This is a genomic window from Actinophytocola sp., assembly GCF_035634895.1.
Classification (GTDB): Bacteria; Actinomycetota; Actinomycetes; order Mycobacteriales; family Pseudonocardiaceae; genus Actinophytocola.
The window spans coordinates 43,422-67,597 of the sequence record NZ_DASQCC010000152.1 but is presented as its reverse complement, the minus strand read 5'-3'; the positions used below and the strand labels follow the sequence as shown (position 1 = coordinate 67,597).

Here is a 24,176-nt window from a genome sequence, read left to right as displayed (position 1 = left end):
CGTCTTCTTTGCCTGCACCGCGGAGTTGTTCGAACAGTGAATAGCGGGTGAGTGGTCTGCTCCGGTCGCACAGGGTGGCCAAGGCCCGGCCGGCACTGTGCCCGTCGAGGATCGAATCTGACCCAGGTATTCGGTGCTGCGCGGACTGTCGATGGCCGGATTCGTGAAGAACGCCAGTCAGTCGAACGCAGATGCACCGGGGACCGAAGGTGGACGAGGCGTCGGTCGCCACCCGCAGACTGGACGCGACCACCGTGGCGAACCACTGTTCCTTCGTGCTCAATTGGTCGACCAGGTGGGCGGCGCGCACGGGTGCGAGCGGATGCGTGGAGCCGAGCCGGAGGAACAGCGCCTGTTCGGTGGAGTGGAGTGCGAACATCGCGGTGAGCACGCCGACCGCGCCGAGTCCGAACCCTCGCCGAGCTTGTGTTGAACGCAGACCAACGCCTGGTGGACGAGCCGGTCGGCGTCGACCTCGCGCTGCTGGTCCGCGGAGCACGCCGGCAGGTGCTCCCCGGGACTGAAGGCGCTCGCTGCCGAGTCGTGCCCGAGCACGTGGTGTGCGATCTCGTGCCCGAGAACGAACAACCATGCCTGCATGCTGACGAAAGCAGCCAGCGGCTGAGCGGCGGGCGCAAGCCGCACACCGACCATGCCACCAGCCCGTACCGGCGGTCCGGACGAGCGAGGTGGTGAACCGCGGTGCGACCGCGCTAGCCCCCGAATGGGCGTAGCGTCGGGTGGGTCAGCCGGTGACGATTGTGGGATGGAACCGGTGCTGACGCGGGAGATCCGCGAGTCCGACGTGGCGGCCGTCGTGCAAATGGTGCACGACCTCGCGGCGTACGAGAACTCCTCGGACGAATGCCGGATGACGGAAGACCAGCTGCGGGCTGCCCTGTTCGGTACGGCCCCCGCCCTGTTCGGGCACGTCGCCGAGACCGACGGCCGGGTAGTCGGATTCGTGTTGTGGTTCCTCAACTTCTCGACCTGGACCGGCACCCACGGGGTGTACGGCGAGGACATGTACGTCGAACCCGGGTACCGGGGCCGCGGCGTGGGGCAGGCGTTGTTCGAGGCGATGGGCCGCGTGTGCGTCGAACGCGGCTACCAGCGCCTCGAGTTCTGGACGCTCGACTGGAACACCGACACGATCGCCTTCACCGCCTCGCTGGGCGCCAGACCGATGAGCGAGTGGACGGTCTACCGGATCGACGGCCCCGAACTCGCCAGGCTCGGCACCGCACCCGTCCGGTGAGCGGGCCGCACCGGGTGCTGCAGGTCGGCTGCGGGCCGACGGGAACCAGCGTGCTGCGTGAGCTGCTGCCCCGACTCGTCGACGTGCCGCTGGCTTACGAAGTGGCCGATCCGGCCGTGATGGGGCCAGGTCTCGCCTTCTCCACCCCGTGGGACCTGCACCTGCTGAACGTCCGCGCCGGCCGGATGAGCCTGCACGCCACCGACAAGGCGGAGTTCGCCCGGTGGCGGCGGGAGCGGGGACTCGGCGACGAGGACTACCCGCCACGCCGGGTGTTCGGCCGGTACACGCGCGATGTGCTCGACGAGGTGCTGCGGGAGTCCGACGCGACCGGGCACCGTGTGGCACTGACGCGGGATCGCGTGGTCGCGGCCCGTCGGGACGGGCAGGGGCGCTGGTGGTGCCGCTTCGCCTCCGGTCGGGCGGCCGCCTACGACCGGGTGGTGCTCGCGCTCGGGCACCTCCCATCGACGCGGTACTGCCGGCACGACGGCGACCCCGGTTTCCTGTCCGATCCCTACGGCGGGCTCGACGTGCCGGGCGATGCGCGGGTCGGTGTCATCGGCACCCGGCTGACCGGGGTGGACGTGGCACTGGCGCTGCGCGAGCGGGGTCACCGGGCGAGCGTGGTGCTCGCCTCCCGGTCGGGGTGGCTGCCGAGCGTGAAGGGACGGGTCGAGACCTACCGGCTCGCCCACCTGCCCGACTTCGTCGCCGCGGGCGTGCCCGGCGCGACCTCGCTCGCCGCCGTCGCGGCCGTGATCGGCAAGGAGATCGAGGACGCGGAAGGCGGGCCGGTCGGGTGGGCGCGGGCACTGTCCCCGCCGCCGTCGTCCGCCGCGACGCTGCGGGCGGAACTGGCCGAGGTCGCGTCGGGCCGGGTGGTGGGCTGGCAGTCGGTGCTCGGGGCGGTCGTCCCGTGGGTGCCCGCGTTGTGGCGGTTGCTGGACGAGCGGAGCAAGCAACTGCTGATGACCGCGTACGTCGGCGTGTGGGCGGTGCGGATCGCCTCGTTCCCCTCGGTCAGCGCCGCCAGGCTGCTGGCGATGATGGATGACGGCAGGCTCACGGTGCGGGCAGGCCTGTCCGCGGTGGTCCGGGACGGGAACGGGTTCCGGATGTGCTTCGCCGACGGCTCGGCCGTGCCGGTCGACGTGGTGGTCAACGCGACGGGTCCCGGCTACGGCCGTGGCTCGCTCGAGGCGGTGGAGCTGACCGCGGACCTGTTGCGGTGCGGCACGATCGTGCCGCACCGGTTCGGTGGTGTGCCGGTCGACGAGCGCACGTTCGAGGCCCGGGACGCGGACGGCGCCGCGGTCCCGGGCCTGCACGTGGTCGGTGACCTGACCCGGGGCGTGTGGCTCGCGACCAATGCCGTGGAGAACTCGGTCCGCCAGGCCGCGGACCTCGCCGCCGTGATCGCGCGGGACCTGCTCAGCGGGTCATGCACGTCCCGTCGAAGTCCTGGTACCTGACCTCGCCGGTGATCACCTTGCGGTAGAAGCGCCAGTAGGTGGTCTCGACCGGCACGACCCGGTCCGCGATGAGCGTGTGCAGGTTCTCGATCTGTGCCATCGGGACACCCTGGTGGTAGTGGTGTGCGGTGTGCAGGTTGTTGTAGTTGGTGAACCACCGCGCGAAACGGGACGCGCCCTTGATGGTGCGGGTGTTGGTCAGCACGTTCGGGTCGGACTGCGTGTTGAGGCCGAAGTGTTCCGGCAGCTCGATGAGGAAGTGGGTCGGCTCAGCCACCAGCAGCGTCGGCAGCCACCACGCGAAGACGAAGAACAGGTCGCCGGTGATCACGGTGTAGGCGACCGCACCGGCGAGCAGCACCGCCAGCAGCCGGTACTCGGCACGGATCTTGCGGAGGTCCAGCAGCCTTGGCACGTCGCGGATGGACCGGCCGGCGAGCGAGCGCACCATGTCCCGTCCGGTGGTGGCGTAGCGGCCGGGGTGCAGGGCGGCCAGCAGGAACCCGAGGCCGTACCAGCGGTGCAGGTCGCGGAACCGGTAGTTGAAGAACTCGCGGTTCTGCGGGGTGCCGAGGAACGCGTGGTGCCGCAGGTGATCGTGCTTGTAGTGCCAGAACGAGCTGAACATGAACACCCCGGCGAGCACACCGCACAGCCGGTTCAACGCGCGGCTGCGGTAGGCGTGCTCGTGCAGACACTCGTGCTGCAGCTCGACCAGGTACGCGTACATCAGCCCACTCACCACGGCGGCAAGGACGACGGCGGGCCAGACGGGCTGTAAAGCGATCACCGACCACGAGACCGCGATCAGCACGACACCGGCCAGGAACTTCGCCGTGAAGCGACTGGGTTTCTTCACGAAATACTCTTTGGCGAGCGATCGCCGCGGGTCAGCGCCCCGGACGGGCGCCAGAATCGTGTTCTCGGCGGCATCGAGCCGGGCGACCTCGTCGTCACCGAGCGGAGGGATATTGCTGATGGTGGCCATGATCTTCCCTTCAGGAACCCCGGACAACCACGAACGACTGTCGCTCGATATCCACACCTGAGGTGCGGTGACCAATGAAGGGGGATTGTCAGGGTGAACCCAACTCAGGAGCGTAGTACGCGGAAACATCCCGGCGCATTTGTCGCACGCGATCATTTGTGCGGGCAAATCGATCTTCGCCCTGATTCGACCGGTTTTCGAAAATTTTCGGACGGGCGCCGGTGGCAGCAGGCGGCACCGGCCCTGCTCCAGTGGGGGAATGCCGCCAGCAAGGCCGCCCAGGCTGCGCGGTTCGGGAGCAACTGGCGATGGAGTCCGCGTCTTCGGTGTTCGACGAGCGTGTCTCTGTTCCTTACGGCGAGGGTGGGTGTTCTCCGGGAGGACATCAGTCGGTCGGTTCCGCGGGCGGTCACGGGCGGCTTGTGACGTCGATCAGGTTTCGGATCGCTGCGATTCCTCTTGCCACGCGGTATGGGGACTCCGTGCCGACGGAGATGCGGATGTGGCGGTCGCAGGAGTCGCCGTATGCGATGCCGGCTACTACGCTGACCGAGTGCTCCTGTAGTAGACGGGTGGCAAACTGCACCGAGTCCAAAGTGGACCTTCCCAGTGAGGCGAACAGGTAGAAGGTCGCTGAGCCGGGGAGTGTCGCGATGCCGATGTCGGACAGTTGGCCCGCTACCTCGCGGCGCAGTTCCACGACCCGGCGGATCTGCGGCCTTGTGATCGCCAGGATGTCGTCGAAGTGTTCGGCCAGGTAGCAAGAAAGAATGGTTGGCGCACAGGTGACCAGGTGTTGGTTGATCTTCAGGATCTGGTCGATGAGGCCGCGGTGCGCGATCAGGTAGCCGACCCGCCAACCCGACACCCCGTAGTTCTTGGACATCGAGTTGACCGTGATGGTGTGCCTTAGCTCCGGATCGAACGAGCCGCATGCCCGGAACGGGGTCTCCGGCGGCACGAACTCGTGGTACGCCTCGTCAGCGATGACCACGAGGCCGCGGGTGTCCGCCAGGTCGTGGACGAACGCCAGCTCGGCGTCGGTGTGTACGCGGCCGGACGGGTTGTTCGGGTTGTTGATCACGACGGCTCGGGTGCGGGTTGTGACGTACCGGCCCAGGTCGAACACGCTCACGTCGTGTGGCACCAGTACCGGCACGCCGCGGCAGAGGCGCACCTGTTCGGGGTAGCTCAGCCAGAACGGCTCGGGGATGAGCACCTCGTCGCCGGGTTCGAGTACCGCCAGCAACGCCATGTAGATCGCGATCTTGGAGCCGGCGGTGACGATGATCTCGCGTTCCGGGTCCACCGGGACGTCGTAGTCGGCCCAGTAGGTGGCCAGCCGCTGCCGCAGCTGTGGCAGGCCGCGGGAGTGTGAGTAGTGGTGCAGGCCTTGCTGCGCGAGGTCGTCGAACCGGGGCGTTGGGAGGTCGAAGAACGCCTCGCCTAGGGACAGGGTGATGATGTCGTGCCCGGCGGCACGCAGTTCGTAGACCAGGTTGTTGTGTTTGATGGACAACGCCTGCGCCGCGTCGTCCACAAGGGACGACGGGCGGATCGCTTCCTCTACCGGCGACAGTGAACTCATCGGCTCCCCTACACGACCCTCGTCTGTCCGGTGCCCCAGACGACGTTCTTCACGGTGGTCAACGCCGCCAAACCCATCGGGCCGCGTACGTGCAGCTTCTGTGTGGACACGCCGATCTCCACGCCATAGCCGTACTCGCCGCCGTCGGAGTAGCGGGTCGAGGTGTTGACGAACACGCTGCCGGAGTCGACCTCGCGGGCGAAGCGGCGGGCGACGTCGATGTCGCGCGTCACGATGGCCTCGGCGTTCGACGTGCCCCATCGGTCGATGTGCGCGATCGCGGCCGTCACGTCCGGGACGACCCGTACGGCCAGGACCAGGTCGAGGTACTCGGTGCCCCAGTCCTCCTCGCGTGCGGCCACCGCCTTGGGCCAGACCTCGCAGACCGTCGCGTCGCCGCGGATCTCCACCCCCGCGCCGGCCAGCTCGTCGAGTACGCCGGGCAGCCAGTCGCGTGCCAGCTCCTCGTGTACCAGCAACGTCTCCATCGCGTTGCACACGCTGGGGCGGGAGGTCTTGGCGTTGACCGCGACCGCGGCGGCCATGTCCCGGTCCGCCGAGCCGTCGATGTAGACGTGGCAGTTCCCGGCGCCGTCGATCACCGTCGGCACGGTCGCGTTGCGTTCCACGGAGTCGATCAGCTCCGGGCCGCCGCGCGGCACGAGCAGGTCCACGAACTCCTTGGCCCGCATCAGCTCCAGGGCCGCCTCACGGGACGGGTCGGTGACCAGCTGGACGACGGCGGCCGGCACGTCCTCGTACCGCTCGATCGCGCTGTCCAGTGCCGCCATGATCGCCGTGTTCGTCGCCATGGCCATCGACGAACCACGCAGCACCGCGCAGTTGCCGGACTTCACGCACAGCGCGGCGACCTCGGCGGTGACGTTGGGCCTGGCCTCGTAGATCACCGCGACCACGCCGAGTGGCTCGCGGACCTGCTCGACGAGCAGGCCGTTGGGCCGGGTCCAGCCGCCGACCACCTGGCCGACCGGGTCGGGCAGGTCCGCGATCGTCCGGATGGCCGAGACCAGGCCACCCATGCGGCGCTCGGTCAGGGTCAGCCGGTCGACGAGGGTGGTCGAGATGCCGGCCTCCCGGGCGGCGGCCACGTCCGTGTCGTTGGCCGCGATGATCTTCTCCCGGTGCTCCTCGATCGCGTGCGCCATGTCCAGCAGCAGCGCGTTCTTCCGTGCGGTGGTCAGCCATTTGACCCCGGCCCAGGCCGCTGCCGCGGCGCGGCAGACATCGGTCACTGACATGTCGGGTCCTCCGTGATCTGTACGTGGTCGCCGATCTGTACGTAGTCGCCGCCGATGACGACGGGGGCGGTCGGCGGACCGCCGGGCTCGACGGCGCGGCTCACCGGGCCACGGGCGAGCACTCGCCCGTGCTGGTCGCAGATGTCGACCACGTCGCCGGGCGCGAGGGTGCCGTGTGTCGCGGCGACGTGGTGGTGGCGCACGGTCTCGCCACGCGTGACGACCGCACGGCCGGCCGGGGTGCAGTGCAGTGTGCCGACGGGCGGGGTCCGGAACGCGCGCCACAGCGTCCCGATGCCGGGTGTCGCACCGGTGACCGCGCGGGGGTGGAACACCGTGCCCGCCAGCCGGCCGCGGTGGGTGGCCACCAGCACGTCGGGGTCCGCGCTCTCCGCGATCACCGTGCGCACCCCGCTGAACGTCGCGATCCAGCACGCGCCGAGCTTCATCCGCATGCCACCCGTGCCGCCGTCGCCGACCGAGTCGCCGGCCAGGCGTTCGGTCTCGGCGGTCAGCACCGGCACCTCCTCGATGTGCCGGGCGCCGGCGGACAGCTTCGGGTTGCTGTCGTAGAGGCCGGGCACGTTGGTCAGCAACAGCAGCAGCCCGGCCTGGAGGTAACCGCCCAGCAGCGCGGCGAGTACGTCGTTGTTGCGCACGCCGAGCGCGTCGTTCTCGTTGACCACCGGCACGATGCCCAGTGCCAGCATGGCCTCCAGGGTGTGCCGGACACCGCCGCCACGTTCCGCGTCGACCAGGTCGGGCGGGGTGAGCAGGAGCTGTCCGGTCCGCACGCCCCGGCCGGCGAACGCGGCCTGGATCGCCGAGTACAGCCGCGACTGGCCGAGTGCGGCAGACACCTGCAGCGCCACCGGGTCGTCCGCGGCCAGGGCCGGGTGTTCGGTGCGCCCGAGTGCGATCGCCCCGGACGCGAGCAGCACCGGGCGCAGGCCGGCGAGAAGTCCTCTGTGGACGGTCTCGCACAGCCGGTCGAGCTTGTCCGCGTCCAGCCCCCCGTCGGTGATGAGCGAGGACGTGCCTATCTTGAGCACCACGCGGTCACCCGGCGAGTCCAGGCCATCGGCAAGCATCTCGGTGGCCGGCGACGTGTTGGTCGACATGCGGCAGATGCTCGCCGCCGCGGATGTACCACCGATGTGCTCGCGATACGACGCCGGTGTTTCGCCGGCCGGGCGCGAGCGCCACAACACATCTGCATCACCGGAACATCGGCGGTACACCGCCGCTGGCGATCCTCACGGCATGACAGCCGAACTCCAGCTGGCCGGCCCGGCGACGCTGCCCCTCACCGAGTCCCAGAAGGGGCTCCTGGTGGTGGACAGCCTGGTGCCGACGAAGCAGATCTACAACCAGGTCATCCAGTTCGATCTCGACCCGGCCAAGTGCGCCGCCCCGCTGGCCGAGACAGTGACCAGGGCACTGGTCGCCCTCGTCACCGTGCAACCGGCGCTGCGGCAGGTGTTCCGGCTGCACCCGGAGATGCACGCCGTGCTCCAACCGGCGCCCACCGCGGACGACCTGCCGCTCGAGTCGGTCACCGTGCCGCCCGCCGAGTACGCGGCCACGCTGGCCGCGCTGGGCCGCGACATCGGCCGCGCTCCGTTCGACCTGGCGGCGGGGCCGGTGTACCGGTTCGGGTTCGTGCGTGCCGCCGACGACAGTGCCGCCGCGGTCCTGATCTGCGGGCACCACCTGGTCGGCGACGGCGTGTCCATGGGCCCCATCGTGCGTGACCTGGACCGGGCGCTCGCCGGGCCGGTGGACGTCGAGACCCTGCGGGTGGCGCGGGAGGCGACGCTGGCCAAGGAGCTCGACGCACAGATCCGTGCCGCCGGCTCGGCACGCACGGCCGACCAGGTCACCGCGTGGGCCGAGCGGCTGCGCGAGGTCACGCCGCTCGTGCTGTACCCGCGGCCCGACCGTCCACAGCAGACACGTTTCGCCGGGCAGCGGATCTCCTGGACCCTCGGCGAAACCGAGACCGCACGGTTCCAGGCCACCTGCAAACGGCTTGGTGTCAGCCCGTTCGTGGCGCTGACCGCCGTCTACGGCGCGGTGCTCGCCCGGCACGGCGGCGTGCCCCAGGTGCTGATCGGCAGCCCGTTCACCGCGCGACGCACGATCGGCGCGTTCGACCTGTGCGGGTTCTTCGTCAACACGTTGCCGGTCACCGTCGACGTGGACTGGACGCGGACCGTCGACGAGCACCTCGACAAGACCGTCCGCGCCGCGGTGGACCACTGCCGCGCCGCCGTGGACGTGCCGTTCAACCAGCTGGTGGCGAAGGCGCGGCCGGACCGGCCGAGCGACCGCAACCCGCTGTTCTCCTGCATGCTGGCCATGCAGGACACGTTCGACCCCGCCACCGGGACCGGCGCGGTGGTCGGCGCGTACGAGCCGGGCAACGGCACGGCCAAGTTCGACCTGTGGCTCGGCGCCACGCTGGCCGACGGCCGGTGGCTGCTCGAGCTTGAGTACGACCGCGAGCTGATCCCGCCCGCGGTCGCCGACGGGTTGCTGGACTCACTGCGCACGGCCCTGCGCCGGGCGGTGAGCGACGGTTCGCTGACCCTCGCCGAGCTGTTCGACGACGCGTCGACCGTACGGAGCGAGCGTCACGACGGGTACCCGGCACACGTGCCGGCGCCGACGCTGTACGACTGGTTCGCCGAGACCGCGCGACGCACACCGGACGCCGTCGCCGTCTCGGAACCGGGCCGCGCACTCACCTATGCGGAGCTTTCCCGTACCGCGGCACGCGTCGCCGCGGGTCTCGCCGAACGCGGCGTCGGCGCCGGCGACGTCGTCGGGCTGCGGCTGGACTCCCTCACCGAGACCGTCGCGTCGATCCTGGCGATCCTGCGGCGGGGCGCGACCTACCTGCCGCTGGAGGCGAGCCTGCCCGCGGACCGGATGTCGTACATGGTGCGGCAGTCACGCTGCCGCGTGGTGATCGGCGCGGGCGTCAGCCTGCACGGGATCGAGGTGGTGACGGCCGCCGACGTCGAGTCCGACAAGGACGTCGAGGCGGCCGCGACGGCCGAGTCCGCGGTGTACGTGATGTTCACCTCCGGCTCGACCGGCCTGCCCAAGGGTGTCCTCATGGGACACCGGCCCCTGCTCAACCTCGCCGCCTGGCAGATCGCCGCGCTGGACATGACCACCGACAGCCGTTTCCTGCAGTACGCGCCCGCCGGTTTCGACGTGTCGTACCAGGAGATCATGCCCACGCTGCTGGCGGGGGCGACCGTCGTGTCCCGCGAACCGGCCGACCGGCGCGACCTCCCCGCGGTGGTGCGCCGGGTCGCCGACACCGCGGTGACCCATCTGTACCTGCCGGTGGCGGCGCTGCGCCCGTTCGTGTTGTCGGTACGCGCACAGCGTGCGCATCTCCCGGCGTTGCGGCACCTGTGCGTGTCCGGTGAGCAGTTGCTGGTGGACGAGGAGATCCGCGCGTTCCTCACCGACCATCCACACTGCACGCTGGTCAACCACTACGGCCCGACCGAGACCAACGCGGCGACCACGGCACGGTTGACCGCGGCCGATCCGCCGTGGGCACGGCACGTCCCGATCGGTCTGCCGCTGCCGAACGTGACCGCGCACGTGGTCGACGACACCGGCCACCTCGCCCCCGCCGGGGTGGCGGGTGAGCTGCTGCTCGGGGGCGCCGCGCCCGCGTCGGGCTATGTCAACGACCCGGAGCGGACCGCCGAACGGTTCCGTGCCGACCGGTTCGCGCCGGGCGGCACGCTGTACCACACGGGCGACCACGTGGTGCGGGACGAGCACGGTGCGTTGGTCTTCCTCGGCCGGCGCGACAACCAGGTGAAGATCCGCGGTTACCGCGTGGAGCTCGGCGAGCTGGAGGCCGTGGCCACCGGAGTGCCCGGCGTGCGGCAGACCGTGGCCGCGGTCCGCGGTGACGGCGCCGACCGCCAGCCGCTGCTCTTCCTGCTGCCCGAGCCCGGTGAGACCCCCGACCACGAACGGGTCCTGGCCGCGCTCGCCGACCGGCTGCCGGCATACATGGTGCCCACGGAGGTCGTCGACATCGAGTCGGTGCCGACCTCCCGCAGTGGCAAGACCGACCGGGCGGCGCTCGTGGCGCTGGCCGAGCTCCGGCGCGCCGAGCAGGCCGCCGTGCCCGCCCCGGCCGCCGAGTACGCCGACGACCTGGAACGGGAGCTGGCCGCGATCTGGGCCGAGGTGCTCGACGTCCCCGTGGTCGAGCGGGGCCGCCCGGTGCTGGAGTACGGCGCCCACTCGCTGAACATCCTCGCCGTCATGGGGCAGGTGCAGGAGCGGTACGGGGTGGCCGTACAGCTCGTCGAGTTCTTCCGCTCGCCGACCGTGGCGACGCTGGCCCAGCTGGTGCGGCAGTGAGCGCCGACGCGGCGGGCCGGCTCGTCACCCTCGTGCGACGCAAGGACCGGCCGATGTGCGTGATGCTGCCGGGGGCCGGCGGCGGGCTGAACCCGTACCTGCGGCTGGCGTCCCATCTCGGCCGCAGCCACAACGTCTTCGCGGTGCGCGCGGCCGGTCTCGTGCCGGGCGACGAGCCGGAGGACAGCGTGGCGGCGATGGCCGACTCCGCCGCGGCGGCGATGGCCGGCCGCTCCCCCGCGCTGGTGTTCGGCTGGTCGCTCGGCGGCACCGTCGCCTGGGAGATGTGCGTGCGGCTCGCCGAACGGGGCATCCGCCCCGACCTGGTGATCGTGGACAGCTCGCCGCTGCCCCGCCGGGCCACCGAGGACGACGACGAGCGCATCCGGCGGCTCATCCTGGCCGGCCTGGGCCCTCGGCCGGACGAGCACACCGTCGCCAGGGTCGAGCGCGCCTTCCAGGGACAGGTGCGTGCGCTCGCCGCGTACGCCGCCGAACGCGAGTACACCGGCCGCGTGCTGCTGCTGGCGTGCACGGACGCCGACGACGGCATCTCCGGCCGGGCCACCGCGCTGGCCCGATGGCGTGAGCTGGCCCCGAACGCACGCACCGCCACGCTGGACGCCGGCCACTACGAGGTGTTCGAGCCGGCGCACCTGGACCAGCTCACCGGCGAGATCGACGCGTTCGTCGGCGCGGCGCCGTGAGTCCCCCGCTCGCCGTCGTCAGTGGCGGCACCCGGGGCATCGGCCTCGCGCTGAGCCGAAGGCTGGTCAAGCTCGGCCACCGGGTCGTCGCGCTGTACCACAGCGACGCCGCCGCCGCGTGCGCCGCGGCCGGCGAGCTGGGGCCCGTCCTGCGGGTCCGGCGCCTCGACGTCGCCGACGCCGAGGCGGTCGCCAGGGTCGGGGCCGAGCTGCTCGCCACGCACGGCGTGCCACGGGTGCTGGTCAACAACGCCGGTCTCAACGTGGACCGGCCGTTCCTGTCGATGACGACCGACGACTGGCGCCGGGTGGTCGACACCAACCTGTCCGGCGTGTTCCACCTGTGCCGCGCGCTGGTGCCCGCGATGCTCGACAAGGGTGGCGTGGTGGTCAACATCGGTGCCACGACGGGGATCCGGCCGCGCCGGGACGGGGTCAACTACTGCGCCAGCAAGGCGGGGCTGCTCCAGCTCACCAAGTGCCTCGCGCTGGAACTGGCCCCGCGGGTGCGGGTGAACTGCCTGATCCCCGGCGCGATCGAGACCGAGGAGCTGGTCACCCGGTTCCGGCTGGACGACCCGCGGGCGCGGGCGCGGATGGTGGCGGAGATCCCGCAGGCGCGGATCGGCGATCCGGAACACGTCGCCGACGCACTGGAGTTCCTGGTCGGCCCGGCCAGCGCGTACCTGACCGGGCAGAAGATCATCGTCGACGGAGGGCAGTTCATGTGGTGACCGACCTGGCCGAGACCTACGACCGGCTCTGGTCGCCGGTGCTGGCGACGGTGCGCGCGGACGCGTTGGACTGCGTGCAGGCCAACCTCGCCGTGGTGGCCGACCGGCACGGCGGCGCCGGCACGCACCTGGCGCTCGGCGCCCCGCTGCGGTTCGACACCGAGCCGGGGCCGGACGGCGCACCACGGGTGGCGGCGTCCGTGCCCTACCGGCTGGCGGCCGCGGCGGAGCTTCTGGGCCTGCGGGTGGCACGGCGCTGGGACGGCGTCGGCGGCGACCGGCTGCGTGCGCTCGTGGCCGAGACCGGACCGCTGTACGTGCTCGCCGACGCGTACCACCTCGCGTGGACGCCCTACGCCGGCCGCAGGCACACCGAGCACACGTTCATCCTGTCCACACCGGACACCGTGGTCGACGCCTACCACGACGAGACCCCGTGGGGCTCCTGCCGTCCCGGCGTGTGGCGGGTCTCCCCCGCCGACCTGGCGGCCGTGCCGCCCACGGCCACGGCACTGCTCCTCGTCACCGAGCCGGTCGCCGGCACCCCGGACGTGCTCACGGCCAACGCGCGGGCCATGGCCGACGCCGTGCCGGACATCGACGCCTACCTCCAGGCCGACCGTGCCGATGGCGCCGATGTCGTGCTCGACATCTGGCTGCTCGGCCGCGCGCGACTGCTGCACGGCGCCTGGCTCGCCCGGCACGACCGGCCCAGCCCCGAGGTCGAGGCGCACGCCCAGGCCTGGCTCACGTTGGCCGCCAGGAGCTTCGTGGCCTGGCGCCGCTCCCGTACCGGCGCGCTGCCCGCGGTGGTGCGCGACGACCTCGGCCGCCTGCTGCACGAGGATGTCGCCATCGCCGGCCGCCTCGCGGCCCGGCATGCCGTCCGCGCCGCCGTCGTGGCGGCGATCCAGGACGTGCTGCCGGCCGGCGAAACCGTCGCGGGCGCCCTGCGCGACCTACCCGGCTACAACTCGTTCCGGTTGGTGGAGATCATCGAGAAGGCCGAGCAGCGGCTGGGGGTCACGCTCGACGAGGAGGACCTGACGCCACAGGCGTTGCGGGACGTCGACTCGCTCTGCGCCGCCTTCACGCGGCGGTCGGTGGGCTGACGTGGTCCGGTCCCCGGGAACCGACGCGCCGCGGCACGGGCCGCGGCGCGTCTCACGCTCCCAGCTCCTTCGCGAGGCGGCGGCGGTCGACCTTGCCACTGGCGTTGACGGGGAACGTGTCGACGTGGTGCGTCGCCGACGGGACCATGTACTCGGGGAGGCGACGGGCGACGGCGGCGGTCAGCTCGGCCGCGTCGACCGGGGCGCCGGTGTACAGGGCGTGGAGCGTGGTCTGGCCGCCCGGCGCCGGTGCGGCGACCACCACGACCTCGCGAACTCCCGGCTGTGCACGCAGCACGGCCTCGATCTCGCCCAGCTCGATGCGGTAGCCGCGGATCTTGACCTGGTCGTCCAACCGTCCGATGTGGACGAGCTCACCGTCCTCGCGGCGAACGCGGTCGCCGGTGCGGTACCAGTCCGCCGGCAGGGGCGTGCCGTCCGCCACCGCGAACGACGTCTCGCCGCGGAAGAAGCGGCCGCGGTCGTGGGCGGAGTCGAGGTAGCCGTCGAAGCGTTGACCGCCGCGCACGCACAGCTCGCCGTCCTCGCCCACGCGGCCGTCCTCGGTGACCAGCACCGCGTCGAGGCGGTCGTGTGGCCGGCCGATCGGCACCGTGCCGTTCGAGGTGTCCGGCCACGACCCGGGATCGGACGGCAGCCGGTACGCCGTCACCGTGACGGTCAGCTCCGTGGGGCCGTAGGCGTTCTCGAGCACGCTGTTCGGCGCCGCCGCGGCCCAGTCCCTGGCCTGGGCCAGGGTCAGCTGCTCGCCGGCGAAGACGCTCCAGCGCAGGTCGGGCATCGCGCCGGGGCGCAGACCACGCAGCCGCCGCGCGAGCGACACCACGGACGGCACCGAGTACCAGTGCGTGATCCGCTTGGCGGTGACGAACCTCGCCGGGGTGAGCACCTCCGCCTCGGACGGCACCACGAGCGTCGCGCCCGTGCTCCACGAGACGAACAGGTCGAACACCGACGGGTCGAAGGTCAGGTCGAAGGTCTGGGAGAGCCGGCAGCCCGGCGTGACCGCGTAGCGCTCCACGCAGTGAGCGAGATAGGCGGCCACGTTGCGGTGCCGGATCGGCACGCCCTTGGGCGTGCCGGTCGAGCCCGACGTGAACAGCAGGTAGGCCACCGCGTCGGGGTCGCCCTCGTAGGGCTCCTCCCACGGCGCGGGCAACTGCTCGCGCCACGGGCCGACCAGGGGAAGCGCGGCGGTGCCGGCCACGGCCTCCGCCGCGCCGGCCTCGTCGAGCACCACCACGTCCACCCCGGCCGCGACGCACATGGCCCGGTTGCGGTCGGCCGGGAACTTCGGGTTGAGCGGGACGACGACCGCGCCCAGCCGCAGGGCCGCGAGATAGCCGGCGTAGGTGGCGAGGCTGCGGGCGGCCAGCAGGCCGACCGCCCTCGGGCGCCGGCCCGCGGCCCGCACCAGCGCGGCGGCGAGCCGGTCGACGAGCAGCCGTAGCTCGCCGTAGGCCAGCGTGTCGTCGCGCACCTCGATGGCCGTCGCGTCGGGCCGTTCCCGGACCGTGTCGAGGAACCAGCCGTACATCGTCCCCTGTGGACCGATCACTTCTCGCCACTCCCCTCGTCCGCGCGCGGGGCGTCGGCGGCGGCGACCGCGTCCGCGGTGACCACCCGCAGGAACGGGTAGACCATCAGCAGGCAGGCCACCGCGAAGACGCCGAACGCGACCTGGAAGCCGAACAGCTGGGCGAGGCCGCCGGCGATCGCCGCGGACACCGGGACCATGCCCCAGGAGATCAGCCGGCTCGCCGCGCTGAACCGGCCGAGCAGCTCGTTCGGCACCAGCGACTGGCTGATCACCCGGGAGTTCACCGTCCACATCGTCCCGCCGACCCCCGCGAGGAACGCGGCGACGCCGACCGGCCAGACGCTGGCCGGGGCGCCGGGCACCATGGCGGGCACCCCGACCATCGCGACGGTGCCGACGATGTCGGCGAACATCGCCCAGCGCCGGCCGATCAGCCGGTTGACCGGGCCGACGAGCGCCGTGCCGAGCACACCGCCCGCGCCGAGGCTCGTCAGCAGGAACCCGTACTGCGCGGGGGTGAGACCCAGCGGCCCGCCGACGGCGTACGCCGGGATGAGCGCGTACCAGGCCGCCCAGCAGCCGGCCATGACCGTGATCAGCGCGGCCATGGTGCGCAGCAACCGGTGCCGCCACAGGAACGTCAGGCCTTCGCGGATCTCCACCCTCGCCGGCCGGCGCTCCCTGGTCGACCGCACGGCGAAGTCGCCGACCAGCATGGTCAGCATCAACGCGCCGAGCAGGTACACGGCGCCACTCGTACCCAGCGCCGCGGCGAAGCCGATGGCCACCAGGAAGCCGCCGACGGGTGCGCCGAGGAAGCTGAACGTCACGTACTCGGTCGCGGTGAGCCGCGCGTTCAGCGACTGCCAGCGGCTCTTCGGCGTCACCGACGGGATGATCGACATCGCGGCGAGCTGCGCGACCACCTCGGCGACGCCGAGGGCCAGCGCCACCGCGAAGATCAGCGGCAGGTTCACGGTGCCGGTCGCCACCGCGACCAGCACCACCGCCATCGCGGCCATCCGGGCGAACTCGGCCCCCACCATCAGCGACCGCCGGTTGCGGCGGTCCACCAGCACACCGATGTGCAGTGCGGTGACGAGCCACGGCAGGGTCAACATGATCGCCACGGCGGCGATCAGCGCGGGCGAGTCGGTGACCGTGGTGGCCAGCAACGGAAGCGCCACCCGCATCACCGCGTCGGCGGTGTTGGTCGTCCCGGTGAACGAGATCAGCAGCCACTCGTTGCGCCGCGACGACGCGGGTCGGGTGGCGGCGGTCCCGGCTGCGGGAACGGTCGAGGATCGCTCGGACACGGCACCTCCAAGGGTCACACGGACTGTGTCGCTGTGGTGTGGAGCTCGCCGATCACGCCGGCGACCGCCGCGACCGCGGGGGCCCGGAGAATGCCGTAGTGGTCGGTGTCGAGCCGGACCAGGCGCGGCGGGGTGGTGAACTGCGTCATCCACTGGTCCACCTGGTGCTCGGCCAGCTCCGCTCGCACGAGCACCGCGGGCACCGCGAGCGGCCGGTCGTTGACGTAGGAGCCGACCGCGTCGGTGTGCCGGTTGAACGTCGCCCAGCGCTCGACGAGCATCGCCACCGAGACGGGCTGCCCGGTCGCCGTGGACAGCTGGGCCGCCAGCACACGCATGGCGAGCTCCGGGTCGCCCGGCGTGGTCCGCGCGGGCGTGCCGTCCAGCGTCGCGCCGAACGTCGCGGCCATGTTCTCGGTGAAGACCTGGTACACCACGGCATCCCGCACGTCCTGCGCGATGTCGTGCCGGACCGGCGGCGTCGAGTCGAGCAGCACCACCGGCGCGGCCATCCCGGTGGCCGCCATCTCGAAGGCGATCTCCCCGCCCATCGACCAGCCACCGAGCAGGTCCGGGCGCAGGCCCTGTGCCCCGAGGTCGGCGCGGAACCGCGCCGCCATCGCGGGAATCGAGTCCAGCGGCGTGCGTTCCTGTGAGGCGGTGACGAGCCAGTCCGCCGGCAGCTCGGTCACCAGCTCGCGGTAGTCCTGCACGCTGCCGCCCGCGCCGGGCAGCAGGTGCAGGTGCGGACCGTTGCCGTCCCGCAGGACGACCACGGTGCTGGCGCCGTCCGCGTCGAGGTCACCGGCGAGCTGCTCGGCGGCCCGCCGCGGGGTGGGCTCGGCGAGCCACCGCGTGATGTCCAGCGCCACACCGCTTTCCGCCTCGATGGTCGACGCGAGCTGGACGACCTTGAGCGACCGGCCGCCGGTGGCGAAGAAGTCCTCGTCCGGCCCGGTCGGCTCGGTGCCGAGCACGTCCGTCCAGGCGCGGCGGACCTGGTCCAGTGCCGCCGACTCGGGCATCTCCGCGGTGCCCGGCTCCGCCGGGGTCACGATGTGCTCCAGGTAGGCGGGCGCGGTCCTGGTGCGGACCTCGATGGCGGCCACCGGCCGCTCCGGGTCGACGCCACCCTCGGCGAGCACCCGGTCGATGTCCTGGAACAGGCCCTGTGCCGTCGACCGGTCGAACCTGCCGACGTTGTACTCGGACTCGACGACGTACTCGCCGTCGAAGTCGAACACCCCGAACCCGAGGTCGGTGCGGGCCGCCCGGTTCGGCGCCCGCTGCAGCCGCAGGGACACGTCACCGAGCCGCACGCCGACGCCGATGGACCCGTACCAGGTCACCAGGATCGGGATCGCGTCCCGCAGCCTGGCCTGCGCCGACTCGGTCAGCGCGCCGTACACCAGGGAGAACGGCACCGTCTGGTGCGCGAGGCTGTCCCACATGCCGTCGCGGACCCGCTCGATCACCGTGCCGAACGAGTCGCCGTCCGCGACGTTCGTTCTGGTGACCAGGACGTTGGCCAGGTAGCCGACCAGCGCCTGGTCCCGCGGTGTCATGCGGTTGGCGCTGACCAGGCCGGTGCACACCTCGGGGCCGGCGCCGCCGCGGGCCAGCACCGTCTGCAGCGCGGCGAACAGCACGCTGAACGGCGTGGTGAAGTACCGCTTCGCGAGCGTCGCGATCCCCTCGACCGCCTCCTTGCTGAAGACGTAACGCACCATCCCGCCCGTGTTCCCGGTGCCGGTGTAGGTGTGCCGGTCCGCGACCAGGGTCGTGGTCACCGCGCCGTCGAGCTTCTCACGCCAGTACTTGAGGCTCGCGTCCCAGCGGCCGTCGGTGCGGGCCGCGTTCGACTCGGCGATGTGCTCGGTGAACGACACCGGTTCGGTCTCGAAGACCGGCTCCCGGCCGGCCACCGCGGCCTCGTAGGCCACGGCGAAGTCGTTCATCAGCAGCTGCATCCCCCACCCGTCGACGAGGGCGTGGTGGACGGTGACGAGCAGCTCGTGCGCGTCGCCGACGGTCACGGCCACCAGCCGTGCCGCCGGGGCCACGTCCAGCGCCAGCGGACGCTCCTGGATCTCCCCGGCGATCGACCGGAGCAACGGCTCCACCGGCGTCGAGCCGGGATCGTCGATCGCGATCCACTGTGGCTCGACGTCGACGTGGTCGGCGACGGACACCATGACCGTGCCGTCCCGGTGGTGCAGGCTGGCCCGCAGCGCCTCGTACCGGTCGACCACGGCCTGCCAGGCGACCCGCAGGGCGGCGAGGTCCAGCGCACGGTCGGCCTTCAGCGGCCAGGTCTGGTTGTAGACGGACTTGTTCCTGGCTCTCTGATGGATCCACCACAGCATCTCCATGAGAGCACTGGCCGGGATCATCCCGGTGTCCGTCGCTTCGGGAGCGTTCAACGAAGGTTCCTTTCTACGACCGGGAGCATCAGCGCACGACCGGCGCGAGCTCCTCGGCCAGCCCCTTGCGGTCGACCTTTCCGTTGGCGGCCAACGGGATTCCGTCGCGGTGGTGGTAGCCCCTCGGTCGCATGTAGACCGGGAGGTCCTCGAGCAGCGCGGCGAACTCGCCCTCGTCCACGGCGTCGCCCGCGTAGACGGCGTGCAGGTCCACCTCGCCGTCGGCGGCGGTGATGGCCACCACGACCACCTCGGCGATCGCGGGATGCCGGCGCAGCGCCGACTCGATCTCACCCAGCTCGACCCGGTTGCCCCGGACCTTGATCTGGTCGTCGACGCGGCCGAGGTGGACCAGCTCGCCGCTCTCCCTGCGCACCCGGTCGCCGGTGCGGTACCAGTGCGCGTCGGTCAGCGGTTCGGTGCCGTCGTAGACCGCGCCCCGCGTGCCGTCGAAGGCCAGGAACCGGCCGGCGTTCTCACCGGCGTCCAGGTAGCCGGGGAAGCGTTGCGGGCCACGCACGCACAGCTCGCCGTCCTCGCACGGGCGCAGCTCCTCGTCGAGCAGGACGTAGTCCAGGTGCGGGAAGATCTCGCCGATCGGCATGGATCGGTTGGACGTCACCGGCCAGTCACCACGCTCGGCCGGCACCTGGTAGCCGGTGCAGATGACGGTCAGCTCCGTGGGCCCGTAGCAGTTGTGGATGGAGGCGTTGGGCGCGGCGGCCCGCCACGCGGCGACCTGTTCGAGGTTCAGCGGCTCGCCGCCGAACATGCCGCGCCGCAGGTTGGGCATGCTGCCCGGCGCGAGGGCACGCAGCCGGCGGGCGAAGGAGACGATGGAGGGCACCGACAGCCAGTGCGTCAGCCGCTTCTCGTTGACGAACCGCACCGGGGTGAACACCTCGCTGTGCTGCGGAACGCACAGGGTGGCGCCGGTGCCCCAGGTGGCGAACAGCTCGACGATCGAACCGTCGAAGAACAGCTCGAAGGTCTGCGACACCCGGCAGTCCGCGGCGAACCCGAACCGGTCGACGCTGTCGGTCAGCAACGCGGACACGTTCGCGTGCGTCACCGGCACGCCCTTCGGGCTGCCCGTGGAGCCCGAGGTGTAGATGATGTAAGCGATGTCGCCGTCGCCGTGGCCGACCTCGGGCAGCGGCTCGCCGCCGTCGAGCAGTGCCCGCCACCGGTCACCGGTCAGGTCCACGATCGGGATGCCCGACTGCCTCGGGTACTCCGGCAGCTGCTTGGCTGAGGTGTCGTCGACGATCGTCACGTCCAGGCCGGCGTCCTTGGTGATCGCCAGGTTCCTGGCGACCGGCGCACCCTGGTTGAGCGGCACCACGGCGGCGCCGATCCGTTGGATCGCGAGGTATCCCACATAGCTCGCGAGGCTGCGCGAGGTCAGCAGGCCCACCCGGGTCGGGCGCCGGCCGGTGGCCGACACCAGGCGCACGGCCATCCGCTCGACCGCGGCCGCCAGCTCGGCGTAGCTCAACGTGAACCCGGCGACCTCGATGGCCTTCGATGAGCCGGACTCGGCCACCGAGTCGCCGAACCAGTCGTAGAGTCGGCGGGTCGTCATCGCGTCCCTCCATTCTGGACGGTGGCGGCCAGGTCGGCCAGCCAGTGTTTCAGGTCGGCGACCGTGTGCAGGTCGACCAGCCGGGTCGCGTCGATCTCGGCGTCGTCGTCGGCCGCCACGTCGACCGCGAGGCGTAGCAACGCCAACGACTCCAGGCCCGCGTCGAGCAGGGGCGTCGAGTCGTCGAAGTCGAAGGTGGCGTACCGCGCGATGATGGCGTCGAGATCGACAATCGTGTCACTCATGGGCGTCTCTCCATGGAGCCGGAACTGCGTCACCGAGACCATTCCCGCCGCGGTTGTTCTCTCGATGTACGCGGGTTCGCACGCCGTTGTTGCGTCACTTCACCGCACGGCCGGCCTTCCACACCCTGGTCACGTGTGCCGGGTCGGCGAGGACGTCGATGTCCAGCACGGGATCCGCGTCCAGCAGGAGCACGTCCGCGTCGTAGCCGGACAGCAGCTGGCCGGAACGTGGCGCCTGCGGCCCGAGGGTGTCCGGGGCGACGGCCGTGGCCATCTCGATCGCCTCCAGCGGTGTCGCGCCGCCCTTGACCATCAGGGACAGCTCGATGCCGTTCCTGCCCCACTGGGTGGGCCGGTCGGGTCCGGTCATGGCCAGGTCGGTGCCCAGCGCGATGGTGACACCGGCCTCGCGAGCCAGGGCGATGGCGTCGAGGTGGCGGCCGGCGACCTGCTCCAGCTTTCGCTTGGCGTAAGGGGGAACCAGCTCGCTCGTGAGCAGCAGGTGGATGATCGCGCGGGCGGGCACCAGGATCGCGCCGGTCTCCCGCATCGCCACCGCGGCCTCCTCGTCCAGGTAGGTGCCGTGCTCGATGGTGCGCACACCGGCCTTCAGCGCGGCCATGATGCCCGGCTTGCCGTGGCAGTGCGCGGCGACGACGCGGTCGGCCTGGCCGGCCACCTCGACGATCGCGGCCAGCTCCGCGTCGGTGAACTGCTGGTGTATTGGATGGTCCACTTCGGACAGTACGCCGCCGGACGCGAACACCTTGATCAGCCGCGCGCTGTTGCGCAGCTGTTCGCGGGCGGCCTTCGCGCACTCGGCCGGGCCGTCGGCCAGCCGCAGCTCACCGCCGATGTGGCCGAAGTCGTTGATCCACGGGACGGGGAACCCGTGCACGTCGCCGTGGCCGCCGGTGGTCGACAGGGCCGTGCCGGCGCTGTAGATGGAGGGGCCCTCGACGGTGCCCTCGGCAACGGCGCGGGACAGATGGATGCCGAGACCGCCGACCTCGCGGACGGAGGTGAACCCGGCGTCGAGGCAGGCACGCAGGTCCGTCACGCACCGGGCCGCCCGCAACGCTATCGGCTCGTGCATCAGGTCGTGGAGGTCCGCGCTCCGCAGGCCCATGAAATGTCCGTGGCAGTCCCACATGCCGGGCATGGCGGTGTGTCCACGTGCGACGGTGGCGCCGGGGGTGGCCGGCGCCCCGTCTCGCGGACCGGCATAGCTGATCCGGTCGTCGTCGAGGACCACGACACCGTCGGGGATCGGTGTGCCGCGGCCGGGAACCAGTTGGTCGGCTTCGATGCGATGCAACATGCCGATCAGACAAGCAGACCGCGGCCGATTCGGTCACGCGCCAACGGTTGCACACACGGGACGGTCCTCAGGCGCGGGTGAAGGCCATAGTCCAGTTGAGCTCCCACGTGGCGCCGCCGTCGGCCGAGAACGCCTGCTCCCAACGAGCCGAGCGCTCGGTGATCTCCGACCAGACGAACCGCACGCGCACCGGCGTGTCGCCTTCGGTGTCCTCGCCGTGGAAAACACCGCGCCCGTCGTCGAACCGGCCGACGACGGGCGGGAAGAGTGTTCCGGTGTCGCTGCTCGCCCAGTTCAGTGACCACTCCTGGGTGGCAGGATTGAACAACCGCAGGGTGAGTCCGCGCACCCCGTCGGGAAAGACGATCTCGTCTACGTTCGCCATCCCTTCGAACAGGCGCCAGCAGGTGGCGGGCGCCGTGAACTCCACCCAGTCGTCGCTGCCGACGAGCCGCTCGGTGAGGCGCCGGTTGAGCACGTTCCAGGAACCCACGAGGAAGTCGAATTCGCCCATGCGGCAACCGTATCACCGCTCCGCGGCGGGTCAGGGCCGCAGCGCCACCGGCAATGTTTCCAGGCCGTGCATGATGGTGCTGGACTTCCACCGGAGCGTGCCGGGGTCCACCGCCAGCGCCAGGCGCGGGTACCGCGCCAGCAGGCGGCCGATGCCGATCTCGACCTGCAGGCGACCCAGTGGCGCGCCGGCGCAGTAGTGGATGCCGTGTCCGAAGGCGAGGTGGCTGCCGAGCCGGCGGGTGATGTCGAGCTGGTCCGCCTGCTCGAACTTCTCGGTGTCCCGGTTCGCCGAACCCAGCGCCACCACCACGATCTCCCCCGCCGGGATGGTCACGCCCCCCAGCGCGATGTCGTCCGTGGTGAAGCGGAACGTCGCCAGGCTGACCGAGCCCTCGTACCGCAGCAGCTCGTCGACCGCGCCCGGCAGCAACGCCGGGTCCGCGAGCAGCCTGCCGAGCTGGTCGGGGTTGCGCAGCAACGCGAACACCCCGTTGCCGATCATGCTCAACGTGGTGTCGTGCCCGGCCACCACGAGCAGGAACACCATCGCCACCAGCTCGTCCTTGGTGAGCCGGTCCCCCTCGTCGGTGACCTGGACCAGCGCGCTGAACATGTCCTCGCCCGGGTCCGCGTGCTTCGCGTCGATCAGGTCCTCGGTGAACCTGGCCACCGCGGCCGACGCCGTGGCGACCTCCTCGGCGGTATGGTTGGCGCCGACCAGCGTGTTCGTCCACGCGCGGAAGACCTTGCGGTTCTCCGGCGGCACGCCGAGCAGCTCGGCGAGGACGGTGATGGTCAGCGGAGCGGCCAGCTCCTCGATCAGCTCCACCTCCGGCTTGCCCACCATCGCGTCGAGCAGCTCGTCGGTGATCTCCTCGATCCTCGGCCGCAGGAGCTTCACCCTGCGTTCGGTGAAGGCCTTGCCCACCAGGCGCCGCAACCGCACGTGGTTGGGCGGGTCGCTGTTGAGCATGTGCGCGGCGAGGTCGTCGTCGACCTCCGCGGGCGCCCTGTCCGGCGACTCGGCGTGCCGGGTGAACAGCTCGTTGACCCGCCGCCCGTCCTTGCTGATCCGCGAGTCGCCCAGCAGGGCTCGCGCGTCGTGGTAGCGGGTCACCATCCACACCTTGATGCCATGGGGCATCAGCACTTCCCGGGGCGGCCCCGCCTCACGGAGCCGCGCGTACAGCGTGTAGGAATCCTGCACGAAGTCGGCCGAGAGCCTCTCGACATTCGTCGTTTGACGGCTTTGCATGAAAAGTCCTCACTCGATGGGCGCCAGGACCTCGCCGGTCGCCACGTCGACAACGCGTATCGCTTCCCGTGGACAGGAGTCCGCCGCGGCGAGCACCTCCTCGTCGGCGCCGATCTCGGCGTCGACCGGGGTGGACCTGTCGCCGATGATCCGGAACCGGTGCGGCAGATCTCCGACGCACACGCCGGAACCAATGCACGAGCGCTGATCGACGACAATTCGCCAGCGGCCTTTTTCCGTCATGTCAGTCTCCCTGGAACGGCCTCGCCGAAGACGGTGAAATTAGCAGAGTAAACGCACAGCGCCGTGCTCAACCGCGGCCCGGGGTCAGTTGAACAGCCTCGGCGCGGGGTTGGCGCGAAATCGATCGTTCATCGAACCACGTTGGGACGCAAGACATTCGGCTACAATTCGGCGACCGCCAGC

General features: G+C 71.3%; 19 protein-coding genes. 6 read left to right on the top strand and 13 right to left on the bottom strand.

Annotated elements, in window-relative coordinates:
- The first annotated feature begins 766 nt into the window (after window positions 1–766).
- Together VET29_RS22880 and VET29_RS22875 are read left to right on the top strand one after the other, a co-directional pair.
- Window positions 767–1,258 carry a GNAT family N-acetyltransferase gene (locus VET29_RS22880; protein WP_324923799.1) on the top strand — a complete coding sequence of 164 codons (492 nt, stop codon included), beginning with the start codon at window positions 767–769 and terminating at the stop codon, window positions 1,256–1,258.
- Window positions 1,255–2,733 (top strand): FAD/NAD(P)-binding protein, encoded by a 1,479-nt coding sequence (locus VET29_RS22875; protein WP_324923797.1) that lies wholly within the window; start codon window positions 1,255–1,257, stop codon window positions 2,731–2,733. Before VET29_RS22880 ends, VET29_RS22875 begins: the two co-directional genes overlap by 4 nt.
- Here VET29_RS22875 and VET29_RS22870 read toward each other — a convergent pair.
- The 4 genes from VET29_RS22870 to proB form a co-directional block, all read right to left on the bottom strand.
- Complete coding sequence (locus tag VET29_RS22870) at window positions 2,693–3,592, bottom strand: fatty acid desaturase family protein (protein ID WP_324923795.1); 900 nt, start codon at window positions 3,590–3,592, stop codon at window positions 2,693–2,695. The genes VET29_RS22875 and VET29_RS22870 overlap by 41 nt on opposite strands.
- A 538-nt stretch (window positions 3,593–4,130) precedes the next feature.
- Window positions 4,131–5,309, bottom strand: a complete 1,179-nt coding sequence (locus VET29_RS22865; protein WP_324923793.1) for a pyridoxal phosphate-dependent aminotransferase — start codon at window positions 5,307–5,309, stop codon at window positions 4,131–4,133.
- 8 nt (window positions 5,310–5,317) lie between these two features.
- Complete coding sequence (locus tag VET29_RS22860) at window positions 5,318–6,568, bottom strand: glutamate-5-semialdehyde dehydrogenase (RefSeq protein ID WP_324923791.1); 1,251 nt, start codon at window positions 6,566–6,568, stop codon at window positions 5,318–5,320.
- The gene (gene proB, locus VET29_RS22855; protein WP_324923789.1) at window positions 6,559–7,689 is read right to left on the bottom strand and encodes a glutamate 5-kinase; all 1,131 of its coding nucleotides are present in this window, start codon (window positions 7,687–7,689) and stop codon (window positions 6,559–6,561) included. The genes VET29_RS22860 and proB overlap by 10 nt, the downstream gene beginning before the upstream one ends.
- Before the next feature lie 142 nt (window positions 7,690–7,831).
- Here proB and VET29_RS22850 point away from each other — a divergent pair, with 142 nt between their 5' ends.
- Genes VET29_RS22850 through VET29_RS22835 form a run of 4 tightly spaced genes read left to right on the top strand, consistent with a single transcriptional unit; the run spans window position 7,832 to window position 13,528 of the window.
- Window positions 7,832–10,975, top strand: a complete 3,144-nt coding sequence (locus VET29_RS22850) for an amino acid adenylation domain-containing protein (RefSeq protein ID WP_324923787.1) — start codon at window positions 7,832–7,834, stop codon at window positions 10,973–10,975.
- Window positions 10,972–11,682, top strand: coding sequence for an alpha/beta fold hydrolase (locus VET29_RS22845; protein ID WP_324923785.1), 711 nt, complete (start codon window positions 10,972–10,974; stop codon window positions 11,680–11,682). Before VET29_RS22850 ends, VET29_RS22845 begins: the two co-directional genes overlap by 4 nt.
- Window positions 11,679–12,416 carry an SDR family NAD(P)-dependent oxidoreductase gene (locus VET29_RS22840; protein ID WP_324923783.1) on the top strand — a complete coding sequence of 246 codons (738 nt, stop codon included), beginning with the start codon at window positions 11,679–11,681 and terminating at the stop codon, window positions 12,414–12,416. Before VET29_RS22845 ends, VET29_RS22840 begins: the two co-directional genes overlap by 4 nt.
- The gene (locus VET29_RS22835) at window positions 12,413–13,528 is read left to right on the top strand and encodes an acyl carrier protein (RefSeq protein WP_324923781.1); all 1,116 of its coding nucleotides are present in this window, start codon (window positions 12,413–12,415) and stop codon (window positions 13,526–13,528) included. The genes VET29_RS22840 and VET29_RS22835 overlap by 4 nt, the downstream gene beginning before the upstream one ends.
- Window positions 13,529–13,580: 52 nt before the next feature.
- Here VET29_RS22835 and VET29_RS22830 read toward each other — a convergent pair whose 3' ends face one another.
- The 9 genes from VET29_RS22830 to VET29_RS22790 all read right to left on the bottom strand — a co-directional run bounded on the left by VET29_RS22830 (window position 13,581) and on the right by VET29_RS22790 (window position 23,993).
- On the bottom strand, window positions 13,581–15,107 hold the full coding sequence (locus tag VET29_RS22830) for an amino acid adenylation domain-containing protein (protein ID WP_324923779.1): 1,527 nt from the start codon (window positions 15,105–15,107) through the stop codon (window positions 13,581–13,583).
- Window positions 15,104–16,405: an MFS transporter gene (locus VET29_RS22825; protein ID WP_324923776.1), complete on the bottom strand. Its 1,302-nt coding sequence runs from the start codon at window positions 16,403–16,405 to the stop codon at window positions 15,104–15,106. The genes VET29_RS22830 and VET29_RS22825 overlap by 4 nt, the downstream gene beginning before the upstream one ends.
- Window positions 16,406–16,419: 14 nt before the next feature.
- The gene (locus tag VET29_RS22820) at window positions 16,420–18,828 is read right to left on the bottom strand and encodes a condensation domain-containing protein (protein ID WP_324923774.1); all 2,409 of its coding nucleotides are present in this window, start codon (window positions 18,826–18,828) and stop codon (window positions 16,420–16,422) included.
- A 28-nt stretch (window positions 18,829–18,856) separates the two neighbouring features.
- A complete protein-coding gene (locus VET29_RS22815; protein ID WP_324923772.1) occupies window positions 18,857–20,413 on the bottom strand; it encodes an amino acid adenylation domain-containing protein in 1,557 nt (518 codons plus the stop codon).
- A complete protein-coding gene (locus tag VET29_RS22810; protein ID WP_324923770.1) occupies window positions 20,410–20,658 on the bottom strand; it encodes a phosphopantetheine-binding protein in 249 nt (82 codons plus the stop codon). The genes VET29_RS22815 and VET29_RS22810 overlap by 4 nt, the downstream gene beginning before the upstream one ends.
- A gap of 94 nt (window positions 20,659–20,752) precedes the next feature.
- On the bottom strand, window positions 20,753–21,979 hold the full coding sequence (locus VET29_RS22805; RefSeq protein ID WP_324923768.1) for an amidohydrolase family protein: 1,227 nt from the start codon (window positions 21,977–21,979) through the stop codon (window positions 20,753–20,755).
- A gap of 67 nt (window positions 21,980–22,046) precedes the next feature.
- Window positions 22,047–22,493, bottom strand: coding sequence for a hypothetical protein (locus tag VET29_RS22800; protein WP_324923766.1), 447 nt, complete (start codon window positions 22,491–22,493; stop codon window positions 22,047–22,049).
- Window positions 22,494–22,523: 30 nt separating this feature from the next.
- A complete protein-coding gene (locus VET29_RS22795; RefSeq protein WP_324923764.1) occupies window positions 22,524–23,750 on the bottom strand; it encodes a cytochrome P450 in 1,227 nt (408 codons plus the stop codon).
- Window positions 23,751–23,759: 9 nt separating this feature from the next.
- Window positions 23,760–23,993, bottom strand: coding sequence for a ferredoxin (locus tag VET29_RS22790; protein WP_324923762.1), 234 nt, complete (start codon window positions 23,991–23,993; stop codon window positions 23,760–23,762).
- Window positions 23,994–24,176 lie beyond the last annotated feature (183 nt).

Bases quoted from the DNA above. Each gene is read 5' to 3' on its own strand.
- VET29_RS22805 (WP_324923768.1), bottom strand. From the start codon at position 21,979: ATGTTGCATCGCATCGAAGCCGACCAACTGGTTCCCGGCCGCGGCACA.
- VET29_RS22880 (WP_324923799.1), top strand. From the start codon at position 767: ATGGAACCGGTGCTGACGCGGGAGATCCGCGAGTCCGACGTGGCGGCC.
- VET29_RS22790 (WP_324923762.1), bottom strand. From the start codon at position 23,993: ATGACGGAAAAAGGCCGCTGGCGAATTGTCGTCGATCAGCGCTCGTGC.
- VET29_RS22800 (WP_324923766.1), bottom strand. From the start codon at position 22,493: ATGGGCGAATTCGACTTCCTCGTGGGTTCCTGGAACGTGCTCAACCGG.
- VET29_RS22795 (WP_324923764.1), bottom strand. From the start codon at position 23,750: ATGCAAAGCCGTCAAACGACGAATGTCGAGAGGCTCTCGGCCGACTTC.
- VET29_RS22810 (WP_324923770.1), bottom strand. From the start codon at position 20,658: ATGAGTGACACGATTGTCGATCTCGACGCCATCATCGCGCGGTACGCC.
- proB (WP_324923789.1), bottom strand. From the start codon at position 7,689: ATGTCGACCAACACGTCGCCGGCCACCGAGATGCTTGCCGATGGCCTG.
- VET29_RS22815 (WP_324923772.1), bottom strand. From the start codon at position 20,413: ATGACGACCCGCCGACTCTACGACTGGTTCGGCGACTCGGTGGCCGAG.
- VET29_RS22850 (WP_324923787.1), top strand. From the start codon at position 7,832: ATGACAGCCGAACTCCAGCTGGCCGGCCCGGCGACGCTGCCCCTCACC.
- VET29_RS22865 (WP_324923793.1), bottom strand. From the start codon at position 5,309: ATGAGTTCACTGTCGCCGGTAGAGGAAGCGATCCGCCCGTCGTCCCTT.
- VET29_RS22860 (WP_324923791.1), bottom strand. From the start codon at position 6,568: ATGTCAGTGACCGATGTCTGCCGCGCCGCGGCAGCGGCCTGGGCCGGG.